The 15427-nt window shown below is 71.4% G+C and carries 16 protein-coding genes; 7 read left to right on the top strand and 9 right to left on the bottom strand.

What is annotated here, in order from left to right; all coding sequences use genetic code 11:
- Positions 1–47: 47 nt before the first annotated feature.
- Genes WQ56_RS01425 through WQ56_RS01410 form a run of 4 tightly spaced genes read right to left on the bottom strand, consistent with a single transcriptional unit; the run spans position 48 to position 2619 of the window.
- Positions 48–1097 carry a hypothetical protein gene (locus WQ56_RS01425; RefSeq protein WP_231583315.1) on the bottom strand — a complete coding sequence of 350 codons (1050 nt, stop codon included), beginning with the start codon at positions 1095–1097 and terminating at the stop codon, positions 48–50.
- Complete coding sequence (locus tag WQ56_RS01420; protein ID WP_047135257.1) at positions 1094–1969, bottom strand: ABC transporter ATP-binding protein; 876 nt, start codon at positions 1967–1969, stop codon at positions 1094–1096. Before WQ56_RS01420 ends, WQ56_RS01425 begins: the two co-directional genes overlap by 4 nt.
- A complete protein-coding gene (locus WQ56_RS01415) occupies positions 1966–2337 on the bottom strand; it encodes a GntR family transcriptional regulator (protein WP_047135256.1) in 372 nt (123 codons plus the stop codon). The genes WQ56_RS01420 and WQ56_RS01415 overlap by 4 nt, the downstream gene beginning before the upstream one ends.
- A gap of 3 nt (positions 2338–2340) precedes the next feature.
- Complete coding sequence (locus WQ56_RS01410; RefSeq protein WP_047135255.1) at positions 2341–2619, bottom strand: hypothetical protein; 279 nt, start codon at positions 2617–2619, stop codon at positions 2341–2343.
- Between the two features lie 142 nt (positions 2620–2761).
- On the opposite strand from WQ56_RS01410, the gene WQ56_RS01405 reads away from it, so the two are divergent.
- The 6 genes from WQ56_RS01405 (at position 2762) to WQ56_RS01380 (ending at position 6991) form a co-directional block, all read left to right on the top strand.
- Positions 2762–3343: a glutathione peroxidase gene (locus tag WQ56_RS01405; RefSeq protein WP_047135344.1), complete on the top strand. Its 582-nt coding sequence runs from the start codon at positions 2762–2764 to the stop codon at positions 3341–3343.
- 98 nt (positions 3344–3441) lie between these two features.
- Positions 3442–4356: an FKBP-type peptidyl-prolyl cis-trans isomerase gene (locus WQ56_RS01400; RefSeq protein ID WP_047135254.1), complete on the top strand. Its 915-nt coding sequence runs from the start codon at positions 3442–3444 to the stop codon at positions 4354–4356.
- 82 nt (positions 4357–4438) lie between these two features.
- Positions 4439–5209, top strand: coding sequence for an FKBP-type peptidyl-prolyl cis-trans isomerase (locus tag WQ56_RS01395; protein WP_047135253.1), 771 nt, complete (start codon positions 4439–4441; stop codon positions 5207–5209).
- A 55-nt stretch (positions 5210–5264) separates the two neighbouring features.
- On the top strand, positions 5265–5495 hold the full coding sequence (locus WQ56_RS01390) for a SlyX family protein (RefSeq protein ID WP_047135252.1): 231 nt from the start codon (positions 5265–5267) through the stop codon (positions 5493–5495).
- A 108-nt stretch (positions 5496–5603) separates the two neighbouring features.
- Complete coding sequence (locus WQ56_RS01385) at positions 5604–6239, top strand: DUF2058 family protein (protein ID WP_047135251.1); 636 nt, start codon at positions 5604–5606, stop codon at positions 6237–6239.
- 2 nt (positions 6240–6241) lie between these two features.
- Positions 6242–6991 (top strand): transporter, encoded by a 750-nt coding sequence (locus tag WQ56_RS01380; RefSeq protein WP_052772753.1) that lies wholly within the window; start codon positions 6242–6244, stop codon positions 6989–6991.
- 105 nt (positions 6992–7096) lie between these two features.
- Here WQ56_RS01380 and WQ56_RS01375 read toward each other — a convergent pair whose 3' ends face one another.
- The 4 genes from WQ56_RS01375 to WQ56_RS01360 form a co-directional block, all read right to left on the bottom strand.
- Positions 7097–8491 (bottom strand): amidohydrolase family protein, encoded by a 1395-nt coding sequence (locus tag WQ56_RS01375; protein WP_047135250.1) that lies wholly within the window; start codon positions 8489–8491, stop codon positions 7097–7099.
- A 73-nt stretch (positions 8492–8564) separates the two neighbouring features.
- Positions 8565–11261 (bottom strand): methionine synthase, encoded by a 2697-nt coding sequence (metH, locus tag WQ56_RS01370; RefSeq protein WP_047135249.1) that lies wholly within the window; start codon positions 11259–11261, stop codon positions 8565–8567.
- 109 nt (positions 11262–11370) lie between these two features.
- Positions 11371–12465, bottom strand: coding sequence for a homocysteine S-methyltransferase family protein (locus tag WQ56_RS01365; protein WP_047135248.1), 1095 nt, complete (start codon positions 12463–12465; stop codon positions 11371–11373).
- Positions 12462–13391 (bottom strand): metalloregulator ArsR/SmtB family transcription factor, encoded by a 930-nt coding sequence (locus WQ56_RS01360; protein WP_047135247.1) that lies wholly within the window; start codon positions 13389–13391, stop codon positions 12462–12464. The genes WQ56_RS01365 and WQ56_RS01360 overlap by 4 nt, the downstream gene beginning before the upstream one ends.
- Before the next feature lie 153 nt (positions 13392–13544).
- Between WQ56_RS01360 and WQ56_RS01355 the strand changes: the two genes are divergently transcribed.
- Positions 13545–14120 carry an NUDIX hydrolase gene (locus tag WQ56_RS01355; protein ID WP_047135246.1) on the top strand — a complete coding sequence of 192 codons (576 nt, stop codon included), beginning with the start codon at positions 13545–13547 and terminating at the stop codon, positions 14118–14120.
- Positions 14121–14170: 50 nt separating this feature from the next.
- Here WQ56_RS01355 and serA read toward each other — a convergent pair whose 3' ends face one another.
- A complete protein-coding gene (gene serA / locus WQ56_RS01350) occupies positions 14171–15403 on the bottom strand; it encodes a phosphoglycerate dehydrogenase (RefSeq protein WP_047135245.1) in 1233 nt (410 codons plus the stop codon).
- Positions 15404–15427: the final 24 nt, after the last annotated feature.

Below are 15427 nucleotides of genomic sequence, written 5' to 3'. Positions count from 1 at the left end.
CGTGCGTGCTCCTTGCGGTCGAGAGGGGATGTCGTGGCGTCGGCGGCTCAGCCTTCCTCGCGCCAGCGGCGCAGCCGGATCGCCAGCGCGATCATCAGCGCGCCGGCGGCGATGCCGATCCACATCGAGGGCGAGGCGAAGTTCGAGTAGACGCCGGCCACGCTCAGCAGGTGGATCATCCGGTCGCCGTCGATCGCGGCGTGCTGCAGGTACGACAGGTCGGCGCCGGTCAGCGGCACGGTGCCCAGCAGCATCCGCGCGATCACGTTGCTCCACAGCCAGTGGCGGTCCAGGCCGACCAGCTGCAGCAGTCCGGTCATCGACGCGGCGGCACCGACGGCCAGCGGCAGCAGCACCGCCCACAGGAACGGCTTGCTGCGCGCCCAGGCCGAGCACAGCAGCAGCCAGCCGATGGTCGGCAGCGCCCACGCGGCGTAGACCGGGATCGCCGCGACCAGCTGCGCGGCGAGCAGGAACGCCACGCCGTTGCCCCACAGCAGCGGCAGCGGGTTGGCACCGTGCACGGCGGCGGCCACACTCAGTGCGACCAGGAACAGCAGCATGACGACGATGGCGATCGCGGTCGAAATCGCCGGGATCACGAAGGCGGCGGTGACGACCTTCGACAGCACGGTCGCCGTGTCCGACACCGGCAGCGACTTCCAGAACAGCACGCTGCGGTCCCGGCGGTCGTCGTAGAGCGCGCCCAGGCAATAGAAGAACGCCACGAAGATCATCACCAGGAACGGCCAGCCCGCCGACATCAGCAGCGTGGCGTAGAGCCCGTCGGCGAGTTCGCGCAGGTCGTCTCGGCTGAGCTGGCTGGCCAGCGTGCCGAGGTCGAGGCCGTTGATGGTCACGCCGTTGTGCTCGATCGTCGAGCCGCCGGCGACCTGGCGGCGCGCGAACACGACCGCCGTCACCAGCAGGCCCAGCGACAGCAGCAGCGACAGGCCGCCGGCGATCATCGGCGCCCACAGCATGCCGCCGCGGTGTTCCCAGTACTCGCGGCGCAGCAGCAGCCTGAACCGATGGGTGGCGTGCGCGGGCACGCGCGCGGGGACGGGCGTGTCGCTGCGTTCGACGATCGCGTTCATGCGTAGGCTCCCTTCATCGTGGCCACGAACAGGTCCGCCAGGCCGGGCGTGCGGGTCTCGCCGTAGGCCGACAGCGCGGCAACGGGGACGGTGTCGAACAGCATCACGGTCTTGCCGAACGGCAGCGCGCGTTCGTCGATCGGGCGGTGCGCGCGGGCAGCCTCGAGCTTGTCGGCGTCGACCAGCACCTCGACGAAGCGTTCGGACAGGTCGTCCATCGGCGCGTCGAGCACGATCCGGCCGTCGCGGATGAACAGCACGTCGGTCAGGATGTGCTCGATCTCCTCGACCTGGTGCGTGGTGACGATGATCGTCTTGCGCTCGTCGAAGTAGTCCTCCAGCAGGCGCTGGTAGAACTGCTTGCGGTAAAGAATGTCCAGGCCCAGCGTCGGCTCGTCGAGCACCAGCAGGCGGGCGTCGATCGCCATCACCAGCGCCAGGTGCAGCTGCACGATCATGCCCTTGGACATCTCGCGCACGCGCTGCTTCGGGCCGAGCTTGGTGTTGGCCAGGAAGCGCTCGCAACGGGCGCGGTCGAAGCGCGGGTGCACGCCCTCGACGAAGTCGATCGCATCGCGCACCCGCATCCAGCGCGGTAGTACCGCGACGTCGGCGATGAAGCACACGTCGTTCATCAGCGCGTCGCGCTCGCGGCGCGGGTCGCGGCCGAGCACCGAGAGCTCGCCATCGAACCGGATCAGGCCCAGCAGCGCCTTGAGCGCGGTGGTCTTGCCGGCGCCGTTGGGGCCGATCAGGCCGACGATGCGGCCGGCGGGGATCTCGAAGGCGGCGCCGTCGAGCGCGCGTGCGCCCTTGTAGGTCTTGCCGAGATTGCGGGCGGAGATCACGGGCGTGTCGGACACGGCGTTCATGCTTTGGCTCCATTGCCGATGGACTGCAGCAGGTCCCGGGCCGACAGCCCCAGGCGTTCGATCCGTTCCACGACCAGCGGCCATTCCTCGTGCAGGAAGCGCTCGCGCTCGCTGGTGCGCAGCTTGCGGGCCGCTTCCTCGGTCACGAACATGCCCAGGCCGCGGCGCTTCTCCACCAGCGCCTCGTCGGCCAGTTCCTGGTAGGCGCGCGAGACGGTGATCGGGTTGAGCTGGTACTCGGCCGCGACCTGGCGCACCGAGGGCAGCGCGTCGCCGGGCTTGAGCACGCCGTCGAGCATCATCGCGATCACCCGTTCCTTGAGTTGCCGGTAGATCGGAGCGCCGTCGCTCCATTCGATGTTGGCCATCGCTCAGCCCCTCCCGCCGGCGCCCCGGGCGAACGAGAAGTAGGGCATCGCGATCGCGCTGCGACCGCGCCGGCCGCGGCTGCGCGGCGCGGCCTCCAGCGGCTCGGCCTCGCCGGCGGCGACGTCGGCGGCGGCGTTTGCGGTCGTGGACGAGAGCCCGGCGACGGAGGGGGGCGTGGCGTCGCCGGCCGACAGCGACGGGGCGGCGAACAGCAGCCCGGCACACAGGGCCGCAGCGGAAACGCCGCATGCGATGATCGGGGTCTGGAGCCTGCGGGTCATGGGACCGTCCTGCTCTGGTGGGTAGGTGTTGTAGGCAACTATAACACCACGGCAGCGGGTGTCAACGCCCGGCGGGCGGACGTCCACCCAACTGATGGCATAGACGAAGGCGAGGCCTTCTGGGGAGCGCGCGATGCGGAAGATGCACCTGTCCTTGATCCTCGTGGCCTGCGTCGCCGGCCTGCTTGCCACTGCGACGGCGGTCGCGCAGTCGGCGCAGGGGGCGCCGGGCCTGCTCGACCACCGGTTCCGGCCGCTCGCCGGGCGCGAGGCCGTTGACCTGCGCGCCACGTACGGCGGCGACGTGCTGCTGATCGTCAACACCGCGAGCAAGTGCGGCTTCACGCCGCAGTTCGAGGCGCTCGAGGGCCTGCATGCGCGCTATCGCGGGCAGGGCTTCGCGGTGCTGGGCTTCCCGTCGGGCGACTTCAAGGAGCAGGAGTTCGAGGACGAGCAGGCGATCCAGGAATTCTGCACGCTGACCTACGGCGTGAAATTCCCGATGTTCCAGAAGGTGCACGTCGTCGGCCCCGAGGCGGTGCCACTGTACCGCGCACTGGCGACCGCGACCGGTCAGGCGCCGCAGTGGAACTTCCACAAGTACCTCGTCGGCCGGGACGGGCGGGTGCTGGCGCAGTGGGACAGTCGCACGAAGCCAGACGACCCGCGGATCGTCGCCGCGATCGAGCGCGCGCTGCGGGCGCCGCGCCGCACCGCGCGCTGAAGCGCGTCTGAGCCGTCGCCGGCCGCGATTGCCCCGCACCGCGGTCGCCGCGACAATACCCGGCTGCATCGCCCCGGACGGGGCAGGAGAATCAACGGATGTCCAAGCTGTTGCGCGCCGGGGCCCTGGCGCTGCTGATCGCCGCCGGTACGCAGGCCGGTGCCGCCGAGCCGGCCTCGGACCGTGCGCAGACGAGCTATGTCGTCGGCCTCGACGTCGGCCGCTCGTTGGGCCAGGTCGGAGAGGATCTGGACATGCGCGCGTTCGAGCAGGCGCTCTCCCGCGCGCTCGCGGGCAGCCCGCCGCAGCTCGCGCCCGAGGAGTCGCAGCGGCTCGGCGTCGCGCTGGCCCAGCGCATCGCCGCGCGCAGCGGCCGGCCGGTGCCCGGCCTGCCGCCGGGCAGCGCGCCGCCGGAGGTCGACAAGGCGAAGGTGAGCCAGATGGTCGCGGTCGACATCGCCCGCTCGCTGGCGCCGCTCAAGGACGAGATCGAGGTCGCGCCGCTGGTCCGTGCGATCGCCGATTCCATCGCCGGCACGCCGCCGTCGATGGACGAGGCCCGCATCGCCGAGATCCGCCAGGCGATGGTGGGTCGCTCCCAGGCGCGCGCGGCCGATGCCGCCGACGCCAACCGCCGCGCCGGCGCCGAGTTCATGGCCGGCAACCGCGGCAAGCCGGGCGTGTTCGCGACCGCGTCGGGCATCCAGTACCGCGTCGAGCGGCAAGGGCAGGGCCCGCGCCCGCGTGCGAGCGACCGTGTCCGCGTGCACTACCGCGGCACCCTGCTCGACGGCACCGAGTTCGACAGTTCCTATGCCCGCAACGAGCCGGCGGTGTTCGGGCTGGGCCAGGTCATCGCCGGCTGGACCGAGGGCTTGCAGCTGATGCCGATCGGCGGCAAGTACCGGTTCTGGATCCCCGGCGACCTGGCCTACGGACCGAAGGGCAGCCCGCCCAACATCCCGCCCAACGCCACGCTGGTGTTCGACGTCGAGCTGATCGACATCCTCTGATCGCGTTTCCCGTTTCCGCGGCGCCTGGGTGCCGCGCCGCACGATCCTTCCGCATTCCCCTTTTTTCCGGAGTTCCTCCAAGATGAAGACCACATCGCGTATCGCCCTCGTCGGCCTGGTGGCCGTGCTGCCGCTGGCGATGATCGCCTGCAAGCCGATCGACAAGGAGACCGGCAAGCCGGTCCAGGACGCCGCCGACGCCGGCACCGAGGCCGCCAGCGGCACCGAGATCGCGGGGCTCAAGACCGAACGCGAGCAGGTGAGCTACATCATCGGCAACCAGATGGGCGAGCAGCTCAAGCAGGTCAAGGACGAGATCGACCTCAAGACCCTGCAGCGCGCGATCTCCGAGACGCTCGACGACAAGGCCGTCGAGATCACCGACGAGCAGGCGATGAAGGTCATGCAGTCCTTCGGCGAGCGCATGCAGGCCAAGCAGATCGCCGAGATGCAGGAGAAGTCGAAGACCAACGCCGCCGAGGCCGAGAAGTTCTTCGCCGAGAACGGCAAGCGCGAGGGCGTGCAGACCACGGCGTCTGGCCTGCAGTACCGCGTCGTCACCGAGGGCACCGGCGCCAAGCCCGGCCCGAACGACACCGTGCGCGTGCACTACAAGGGCACGCTGCTCAACGGCGAGACCTTCGACAGCTCCTACGACCGCGGCGAGCCGGCGCAGTTCGCGCTCAACCAGGTGGTCCCGGGCTGGCAGGAAGGCCTGCAGCTGATGCCGGTCGGCAGCAAGTACGAGCTGTGGATCCCGGCCAAGCTGGGCTACGGCGAGATGGGCTCGGGCCCGATCGGCCCGAACCAGGCGCTGAGCTTCGAGGTCGAGCTGCAGGACATCGTCAAGTGATCCGCGCACCGTCGCGACGCGCGCCGTCGCGTCGCGACGGTGGAGACGCCGCGCGATGACCGGTCCGGCTGCGCACGAGGCGCTCGAGCGGCGGGTCACCGAGCTCGAGACGCGGCTGGCGTTCCAGGAGCACACGATCTCCGAGCTCAACGACGCATTGACCGCCGCCCGGCTCGAACTCGTGGCCCAGACCGGGCTGCTGCGCCGGGTGATGGACGACCTGCGCCAGGCGCGCACGGTGCAGTTCCCCGATCCGGGGCAGGAACCGCCGCCGCCGCACTACTGACGTCTTTTGCATGATCGATGCCTGCCGACCGGATGCGTCCGGCCGCCAGGCATCGGCTCCACAAGTTTCCGTTCCGACCGTGTCCGTTCCAGGCGAGGTGCCCCCGACATGAGCGATACCCTGCGCGACCAGCTGCTCGGCCTGGGGTTCAAGGCGCCGGCCAAGCCGGCCAAGCCGCAACCCCGCCGCGACGAGCGCCGCGGCCGTCCGGACGAACGTCGCGGCGGCAAGCGCAACGAAGCCGGCCGGCCGGATGCATCGGCACGTCCGCCCGCCCGGCGCGACGGCCAGGGCCCGCGCAAGCCGCGCGCGCCGCGCGAGGACATCGACCTCGCCAAGGCCTACGCGATCCGCGCCCAGCGCGAGAAGGACGAGCGCATCGAGGCCGAGCGCCTCCGGCAGGAAGAGGCGCGGCTGCGCCGCGAGGCGCGCGCGAAGCTCGAGGCGTTCGTCAAGGACAAGGCGCTCAACCGCGCCGAGGCCGACATCGCCCGGCATTTCGAGTACGGCGGCAAGATCAAGCGCATCCACGTCGATGCCGAACAACTGCGTGCGCTCAACGCCGGCGAGCTGGGCGTGGTGCAGGTCAACGGCCGCTACCTGCTGGTGACCACGGCGGTGCTGGCCGAGGTCGAGACGATCTTCGCGCCCGCGGTCGCGCTGAAGATCGATCCGTCCGCGCCGGCCGGCGAGGATCCCTACAGCGACCCGAAATACCAGGTGCCCGACGACCTCGTCTGGTGAGCATGCGCGCCGTCTGGGTGTGCCTCGCGCTGTTGCCGGTGGGCGGCGCCTGCGCGCAGGAGATCGCGTTCGACCGTCCGGGCCTGGGGTTCTCGGCCACCGTGCTCGAGCCCGGCCAGGTCGCCTGGGAGCAGGGACTGCCCGATGTCGAGCGCGACCGGGACGCCGGCGTGCGCACGACGCAGGCCGAAGCCGGCAGCATGCTGCGCGTCGGCCTGGGCGCCTCGCTGGAACTGCAGCTGGCGGGCACGCCGTGGCGGCGGGAATCGACCCGCGATGCCGGGGGCACCCGCGAGGTTGCCGAAGGTGCCGGCGACAGCAGCGTCGGGCTGAAGTGGGCCTTGTCCGGCGGCGGCACGCTCGACTGGGCGCTGCTGGCGCGCTACGGCCTGGCGAACGGTTCGCGCGAACTGCGGCCCGATACCCATCTGCGCAGTCTCGGTGCCTCGGTCGAGGGCGAGGCCGGAGGTGGGCGCGGCTATGCGCTGTTCGCCGGCTACCAGCACGACGACGACGGCAGCGGCTGGCAGGTCGCACCGAGCCTGGACGTGTTCGCGTCTGAGTCCGGTACGTTCGCCGGCTACGTCGAAGCGGGCGTCGGCGGCGGCACGCAGGCCGGGACCGTTGCCGGCGGCGGCCTGACGTGGCGTCCGCGACCGCCGGTGCAGCTCGACCTGTCGGTGCTGCGCGGCATCGGCGGCGAGGCGCCCGACTGGCAGGGCGGCGTCGGCGTCTCCGTCGGGTTCCGCTGACACGCGGGCCGGGACGGCCGGCCGCGCAGCGCGATGACAGGCGTGGCGCGCCGCATCCGTCGTCCCTCCTGCGCGAGCGCGGCGTTGCGCCCCGCCTTCAGCGCGTCAGGGCGCGCGGTACTCCGCGACCGGGCCCGCGACGCGACGCCCGGCCTGCCAGACCGCCTCGATCGTGCGCAGATTGCGGATGTCGGCCAGCGGGTCGGCCGCCACCACGATGAAGTCCGCGCGCCGGCCCGGCTGCAGCAGGCCGCGGTCGTCGAGGCGCAGCAGGTGCGCCGAGTCGCGCGTGGCCACGGTCAGCGCCTGCTGCGGCGTGAAGCCGGCCTGCATCATCAGCTCGAGTTCGCGGTGCTCGGCGAAGCCGGGCACGCGGTGCGGCAGTGCGCCGGCGTCGGTGCCGAAGCCCAGCCGGACGCCGGCCTCGCGCAGCGCCGACAGGTTGCGCAGGTTGGTGGCCAACGCGGCGCGCGCCTTGGCGGTCTGCGGGTCGCGCAGCTTGTCGGCGCGCCATTGCGGATCCGACCACTGCGCGCGGACCGTCTCGGGCAGCGCGTTGCGCAGGAACGGCGTCTCGAGCCACTCGGGACGCTCGGCGTAGACGTAGTTCGCCTCGTCGATCTGCAGCGTCGCGATGTAGCCGGCGTTCGATGTGCGCATCGCCGCGACGAACGCCGGATCGACGGCGCGGTCGCGCACGCCGTGGGCGACGATGTCCAGGCCGCCGGCGACGAGGTCGGCGGCCGGCGCCAGGTCGTGGATGTGCGCGGCCGCGAGCAGCTTCTGGCGGTGGGCTTCGTCGATCGTCGCCCGGTAGACCTCGGGCGCCATCGGCGCGACCTGGCCGCCGAGTTCGTCGACCCACAGCTTGATGATGTCGACGCCGGACTCCGCCTGCGCCCGGACCGCGGCGCGTGCCTCGGCGGCGGTCGCGGGCCGGGCGACCGGATCGTGGACCAGGCCCATGTTCGCCGCGGGCGGGGCGCCGCCGGGCGCGCCGATGCCGCCTCCGGCGCCCAGCGACGGGTCGCCGGCCACCGCGTGGCGGATGTCGCCGAAGGCCGCGCCGTTCATGCCCAGCGACATCACCGTGGTGACGCCGTAGGCCTGGAACTGGCGCAGGTCGCGCACGACATGCTCGCGGGTGTAGAAGCGGTCGCCGTGCGCGGTGCCCTCGGTGTTGCCCACGTGCGCATGCGCGTTGACCAGGCCGGGCACGATGAAGCGGCCGCGGTAGTCGATGCGCTCGGCATCGGCGGGCAGGTCGCCGGCGCCCGCGCGCGCGACGCGCTCGATCAGACCGTCGCGGATCACCAGCGTGACCTCGCCCAGGTCGCGTTCGCCGTCGAAGACGCGAGCATGCTCGACGACGATCGGCGGGGGCGCGGGCGGCGCGTCGGCCTGCGTGGTCGCGGACGGCCCGGTGGCGGGGCTGCAGGCGGCGGCAAGGCAGGCGATCGCGGCCAGGGCCACGGCGCCGGCGGCACGGCGTCGATGCATCGTGAGGATCCTCAGCGCGGGGAGGGCGCCGAGGATAGCGGCCCGGTCGTGACGGACATGCGCATGCCCGCGCTCAGTCGGGGTCGTAGTCCAGGTTCGACGCCAGCCAGCGTTCGGCCTGCGCCAGCGGCACGCCCTTGCGCTTCGCGTAGTCCTGCACTTGTTCCTTCGAGACGCGGCCGACGACGAAGTACTGGCTGCGCGGATGGCTGAAGTAGTAGCCCGACACGGCCGCGGTGGGCAGCATCGCGAAGCTCTCGGTCAGCGTCATGCCGGCGTTGGCCTCGGCGTCGAGCATCGCGAACAGCGTGCGCTTCTCGCTGTGCTCGGGGCAGGCCGGATAGCCGGGGGCAGGGCGGATGCCGCGGTACTGCTCGCCGATCAGCGCGTCGTTGTCGAGCGCCTCGTCGGCCGAGTAGCCCCAGTACTCGGTGCGCACCCGCTGGTGCAGGCGTTCGGCCAGCGCCTCGGCCAGCCGGTCGGCAAGCGCCTTGAGCAGGATCGCGTTGTAGTCGTCGTGCGCGGCCTCGAAGCGCGCGACGTGCGGCTCGATGCCGATCCCGGCCGTGACCGCGAACGCCCCGATCCAGTCCTGCACCCCGCTGTCGGCCGGCGCGATGAAGTCGGCCAGGCAGAAGTCCGGTCGCTCGACCGGCTTGTCGACCTGCTGGCGGAGGAAGTGCAGGCGGACGCGCCCGTTCTCGCCTGCGGGGACGGCCACGTCCACGTCGTCGCCGACGCTGTTGGCCGGCCAGATCCCGAAGACGGCCTTCGCGGTCAGCCATTTCTCCTCGACGATCCGGCGCAGCATGGCCTGGGCGTCGCCGAACAACTCGTTGGCCTGCGCGCCCACGACGTCGTCGGTCAGGATCGCGGGGTACTTGCCGAACAGTTCCCAGGCATTGAAGAACGGCGTCCAGTCGATGACCGGCAGCAGGTCGTCGAGCGGGTAGTCGTCGAACACGTGCAGGCCGGGGCGGCGCGGCGCGGGCGGGACGTAGGTGTCCCAGCCGCCGTCGAAGGCCTGGGCGCGCGCCTTGTCGAGCGCGACGAGCCGCTTGGCGTCGCCGCGGTTGGCGTGACGCGCGCGGATCTCCGCGTAGTCGGCGTCGTTGGCGGCGACGAACGCCGGCCGCAGCTCGGGGCTGATCAGCGACTGCACGACGCCGACGGCGCGCGAGGCGTCCTTGACCCAGACGGTCGGTGCGGCGTAATGCGGGGCGATCTTCAGCGCGGTGTGCGCGCGCGACGTGGTCGCCCCGCCGATCAGCAGCGGCAGCGCGAAGCCCTGGCGCTTCATCTCGCGCGCGACGTGGCTCATCTCCTCCAGCGACGGGGTGATCAGTCCCGACAGGCCGATCACGTCGGCCTGTACCTCGCGGGCCTTGTCGAGGATCGTCTGCGCGGGGACCATCACGCCCAGGTCGACGACCTCGAAATTGTTGCAGGCCAGCACCACGCCGACGATGTTCTTGCCGATGTCGTGCACGTCGCCCTTGACCGTCGCGATCACGATGCGGCCGTTGGAGCGGCCGGCATCGCCGGTGCGCGCCTTCTCCGCCTCGATGTGCGGCAGCAGCCACGCGACCGCCTTCTTCATGACACGCGCGGACTTGACCACCTGCGGCAGGAACATCTTGCCGGCGCCGAACAGGTCGCCGACGACGTTCATGCCGGCCATCAAAGGCCCTTCGATGACCTCCAGCGGTCTGGCGAACTGCAGCCGCGCCTCCTCGGTGTCGGCGTCGACGTACTGGTCGATGCCGTGCACCAGCGCGTGGGTCAGGCGCTGCTGGACCGGCGCCTCGCGCCAGGCGAGGTTTTCGGTCTTGGCCGCGCCCTTGCGGCCCCGGTAGCGCTCGGCCAGCTCGAGCAGCCGCTCGGTCGCGTCGGGATGCCGGTTGAGCACGACGTCCTCGACGCGCGCGCGCAGTTCGGGGTCGAGCTCGTCGACGATCGGCATCGCGCCGGCGTTGACGATGCCCATGTCCATGCCGGCCGCGATCGCGTGGTACAGGAACACCGCATGGATCGCCTGGCGCACGACCTCGTTGCCGCGGAACGAGAACGACACGTTCGACACGCCGCCCGAGACGTGGCAGTGCGGCAGCGTCGCCCGGATCTCGCGCGTGGCCTCGATGAAGTCGACCGCGTAGTTGTCGTGCTCGGGGATGCCGGTGGCGATCGCGAAGATGTTCGGATCGAACACGATGTCCTCGGGCGGGAAGCCCACGACCTGCGTCAGCAACCGGTAGGCGCGCGTGCAGATCTCGACCTTGCGCGCGCGTGTGTCGGCCTGGCCGGCCTCGTCGAAGGCCATGACCACGACCGCCGCGCCGTAGCGCAGCACCTTGCGTGCCTGTTCGAGGAACGTCGCTTCGCCTTCCTTGAGCGAGATCGAGTTGACCACGCCCTTGCCCTGCAGGCAGCGCAGGCCGGCCTCGATCACGCTCCACTTCGACGAGTCGACCATCACCGGGATGCGCGCGATGTCGGGTTCGGCGGCGATCAGGTTCAGGAACGTGGTCATCGCCCGCTCCGAATCGAGCATGCCCTCGTCCATGTTCACGTCGAGGATCTGCGCGCCGCCCTCGACCTGCTGGCGCGCGACCTCGACCGCCTCGGCATAGCGGTCCTCGCGGATCAGCTTGCGGAACGCGGCCGAGCCGGTGACGTTGGTGCGCTCGCCGATGTTGACGAACAGCAGGTCCGGTGTGACGACCAGCGGTTCGAGGCCGGACAGGCGCATGTGGCGGATGGGCGGCGTCATCCGGGGAGCGTCGCGTGGACCGTGGGTCGACCCGCAGGGATGCGGATCAGCAACGGCGCAGCCAGGAAAACGCCCGTAGGCGCGCGCCGGTCCGCGGATCCGTGGCCGATCACGCCGCTTCCTCCGCAATCCGCACCGGCGCCCGCGGCGCGACGTCGCGCACCGCATCGGCGATCGCGCGGATGTGGTCGGGCGTGGTGCCGCAGCAGCCGCCGACGATGTTCAGCAATCCCGCGGTCGCGAACTCGCGCAGCGTCGTGGCCATGTCCTCGGGCGTTTCGTCGTAGCCGCCGAAGGCGTTGGGCAGGCCGGCGTTGGGATGGCAGGACACGTACGTCTCTGCGATCTGCGCCAGCGTGGCGACGTGCGGACGCAGGTCCCTGGCGCCGAGCGCGCAGTTGAGCCCGATCGCCAGCGGCCGCGCATGGCGCAGCGAGTACCAGAACGCCTCGGCGGTCTGGCCCGAGAGCGTGCGGCCCGACGCGTCGGTGATCGTGCCCGAGATCATCACCGGCAGCCGGCCGCCGAGATCGTCGAACACGGTCTCGACCGCGAACAGCGCGGCCTTCGCATTGAGCGTGTCGAACACCGTCTCGACCATCAGCACATCGGCACCGCCGTCGATCAGGCCGTGCGCGGCGTCGCGGTAGATGCTGACCAGGTCCTCGAACGTCACCGCGCGGAAGCCGGGATCGTTGACGTCGGGGCTGATCGAGGCGGTGCGGCTGGTCGGGCCGAGGATGCCGGCGACGAAGCGCGGCTGCGCGGGCGTGCGCGCCTGCGCCGCGTCGCAGGCCGCGCGCGCGAGCGCGGCGCCCTCGCGGTTGAGCTCGCGCGCCAGGTGCTGCAGCCGGTAGTCGGCCAGCGACACCGCGGTCGAGTTGAAGGTGTTGGTCTCGACGATGTCCGCGCCGGCGTCGAGATACGCGGTGTGGATGCCGCGGATCAGGTTCGGACGGGTAAGCGTGAGCAGGTCGTTGTTGCCGCGCTGGTCGGCCGCCTCGCAGTCGCAGCCGGCACCGTGGGCATGGCCCTCGGCGGCGTGCAGCGCATCGAAGCCGTCGATGAAGCGCGTGCCGCGGTAGTCGGCTTCGGTCAGCCCGTGCTGCTGGATCATCGTGCCCATGCCGCCGTCGAGCACGAGGATGCGCCGGGCGAGCGCCGCCTCGAGCGCGGCGGCGCGATCGGGATGCAGCCAGGTCACGGCTTTCTCGCGATGATCGAGACCACCTGGAAATGCGGCGGCCGCTTCTCGCGCGTCACCGTCTCGGCGCTGTGGATCTCCAGGCCCGCTTTGGTGACGAAGCGGCGCAGTTCCTTGTCCGGGAAGCCCAGGTTGGCGTGGCCGTAGGCCTGCACGACCGCCTCGTGGCCGTGCCGGTCGAGGCTCGACAGCAGCAGCCGGCCACCCGGGCGCAGCACCCGGGCCGCCTCGGTGACCGCCTGCGCGGGCCGCGTGGCGTAGGTCAGCGCGTGCATCAGCACGACGAGGTCGAAGCTGGCGTCGTCGAACGGCAGCGCGTGCATGTCGCCCTCGCGGACCTCGACGTTGCGGAAGCGCTTGAGGCGTTCGGCCGAGGCCGCCACGACGCGGGCGCTGGCGTCGAGGCAGACGTAGCGGTGCGCGTGCGGGGCCAGCAGTTCGGCGAGCACGCCGTCGCCCGATGCGATGTCGAGCACGTCGCCGGTCTCGAGCAGCGGCAGCGCCGAGCGCGCCAGCGCCTCCCAGGTGCGGCCGGGCGAATAGTGGCGCTCCATGTCGCCGGCCACACTGTCGGCCCAGTTCTGGTCGGCGGCGCGCATCGCCAGCACCGCGGGGATGCGCTCGGCGTCCTGGCGCAGCAGCGGATCGTCGCTGCCGGTGCTCAGCGCCTGCCACAGGGCGCGCTGCGCCGGGTCGAGCGCGGCGTCGTCGAAGCGATAGTAGGCCGACACGCCGGCGCGGCGGTCGCGGACCAGGCCGGCCTCCTTGAGACGTGCCAGATGCGTGGACACGCGCGGCTGGGCGAGGCGGGTGATCGACGACAGTTCGGCAACCGTCAGTTCCTCGACCTCCAGCAGCGCCAGCAGCCGGACGCGGGTCGGGTCGGCGAGCGTCTTGAGCCGGGCCGACCAGGCTTCCAGGTCCATGGATATCTCCATATCGCGATATAGAGATAATTTTCGGCGCGCGGCCGGGTATGGTCAAGCCGGACGCGACGCGCGTTGGGGAACCGGCCACCTTGCGGCGGGCCGGGCGAGCGCCGATGCTGCGCGTCCCCACGCCGCTGCAGGTCTGCCCGCATGTCCGCATCCCGTCCTTCGCGCGCGCCCGCGCTGGCCGCCGCCTTCGCCGACTACGCCGCGCGGCACCCCGACGAACACGCCACGGTTGCCGAGTTCGTCGTGCTGCTTGACGATCCGCTCGATCCGTTCGTGCGCGAACGCCTGGCCGGCCATTTCACCGCCTCGGCGCTGGTGGTCTCGGCCGACGGCCGGCGCACGCTGCTGACCCACCATCGCAAGCTGGGCCTGTGGCTGCAGCCGGGTGGCCATGCCGACGGCGATACCGACCTGGCGCGCGTGGCGCTGCGCGAGACCGAGGAGGAGACCGGCCTGCAGGGCGTGCGCGTGCTGCCGGCGATCTTCGATCTCGACCGGCACTGGATCCCCGAGCACAAGGGCGTGGCTGCGCACTGGCACTACGACGTGCGCTATCTCGTGCGCGCCGGCGCCGACGAGCGGTTCACCGTCAGCGCCGAATCCCACGCGCTCGAGTGGCGTCCGCTCGCCGACGTTGCCACCGGCCCCGACTACGACGCCTCGCTGCGACGGATGGCGCGAAAGTGCCTGGACGGGCAGGCAAGCGCGGCAGGCTGACCGTCGCGACGGTCCGTTTTTTCCGGTTCCCCACTCCCCGATCCCGATGCCTAGTACAGCACCCGCGTGCGCAGCGTGCCGTCGATCTTCGACAACTCGCTGCGCAGGCGCTCGGCCTGGTCCTGCGTCGCGGCGACGTCGATGACCACGTAGCCCACGTTCGCCGTGGTGCGCAGGTACTGGCCGTCGATGTTGATCGCCTCGCGCGAGAACACCTCGTTGATCCGCACCAGCACGCCGGGGACGTTGCGGTGCAGGTGCAGGATGCGGTGGCTGCCGACGTGCTCGGGCAGCGTGACCTCGGGGAAATTGACCGCCGAGAGCGTGCTGCCGTTGTCGCTGTAGCGCACGAGCTTGGCCGCGACCTCGACGCCGATGTTGTCCTGCGCCTCGAGCGTGCTGCCGCCCACGTGCGGGGTCAGCAGCACGTTGTCGTGCGCGGCCAGCGGCGAGTCGAAGACGTCGTCGTTGCCCTTGGGTTCGACCGGGAACACGTCGATCGCCGCGCCGCCGACGTGGCCGGTGCGCAGCGCCGCGTCGAGCGCGTCGATGTCGACGACGGTGCCGCGCGAGGCGTTGATTAGGTGCGCGCCCGGCTTCATCGCGGCCAGCTCGGCGGCGCCGAACATCAGCTTCGTGGCCGGTGTCTCGGGCACGTGCAGGGTCACCACGTCGCTGCGCGCGAGCAGGTCGTCCAGCCCGGTCGCGCTGCGCGCGTTGCCCAGCGAGAGCTTGGTCTCGATGTCGTGGAACAGCACCTGCATGCCCAGCGACTCGGCGAGCACGCCGACCTGGGTGCCGATGTGGCCGTAGCCGACGATGCCCAGCGTCTTGCCGCGCGCTTCGTGGCTGCCGAGCGCGGACTTGCTCCAGCCGCCGCGGTGGCACTGCGCGTTCTTCTGCGGGATGCCGCGCAGCAGCATGACCGCCTCGGCGACGACCAGCTCGGCGACGCTGCGCGTGTTGGAGTAGGGCGCATTGAAGACCGGGATGCCGGCCAGCTCGGCGGCTTCCAGGTCGACCTGGTTGGTGCCGATGCAGAAGCAGCCGACCGCGATCAGCCGGCGCGCGTGGGCGAGGACCTCGGCGCTGAGCTGGGTGCGCGAGCGGATGCCGACGATGTGCGCGTCGGCGATCTTGGCCAGCAACTGGTCCTCGGGCAGCGACTTGGGGTGGACCTCGATCTGCGTGTAGCCGGCGACCTTGAAGGTGTCGACGGCGCTCTGGCTGACGCCCTCGAGCAGCAGGACGCGGATGTCCGCGCGGGGAAACGAGGTCTTCATCGAGGCTGCGGCCGCCGGGCGGGA

This window comes from Luteimonas sp. FCS-9, from assembly GCF_001014645.1.
Lineage (GTDB): Bacteria > Pseudomonadota > Gammaproteobacteria > Xanthomonadales > Xanthomonadaceae > Luteimonas.
Note: the sequence above shows the minus strand (reverse complement) of the source record. Positions and strands in the feature narration are given on the sequence as shown.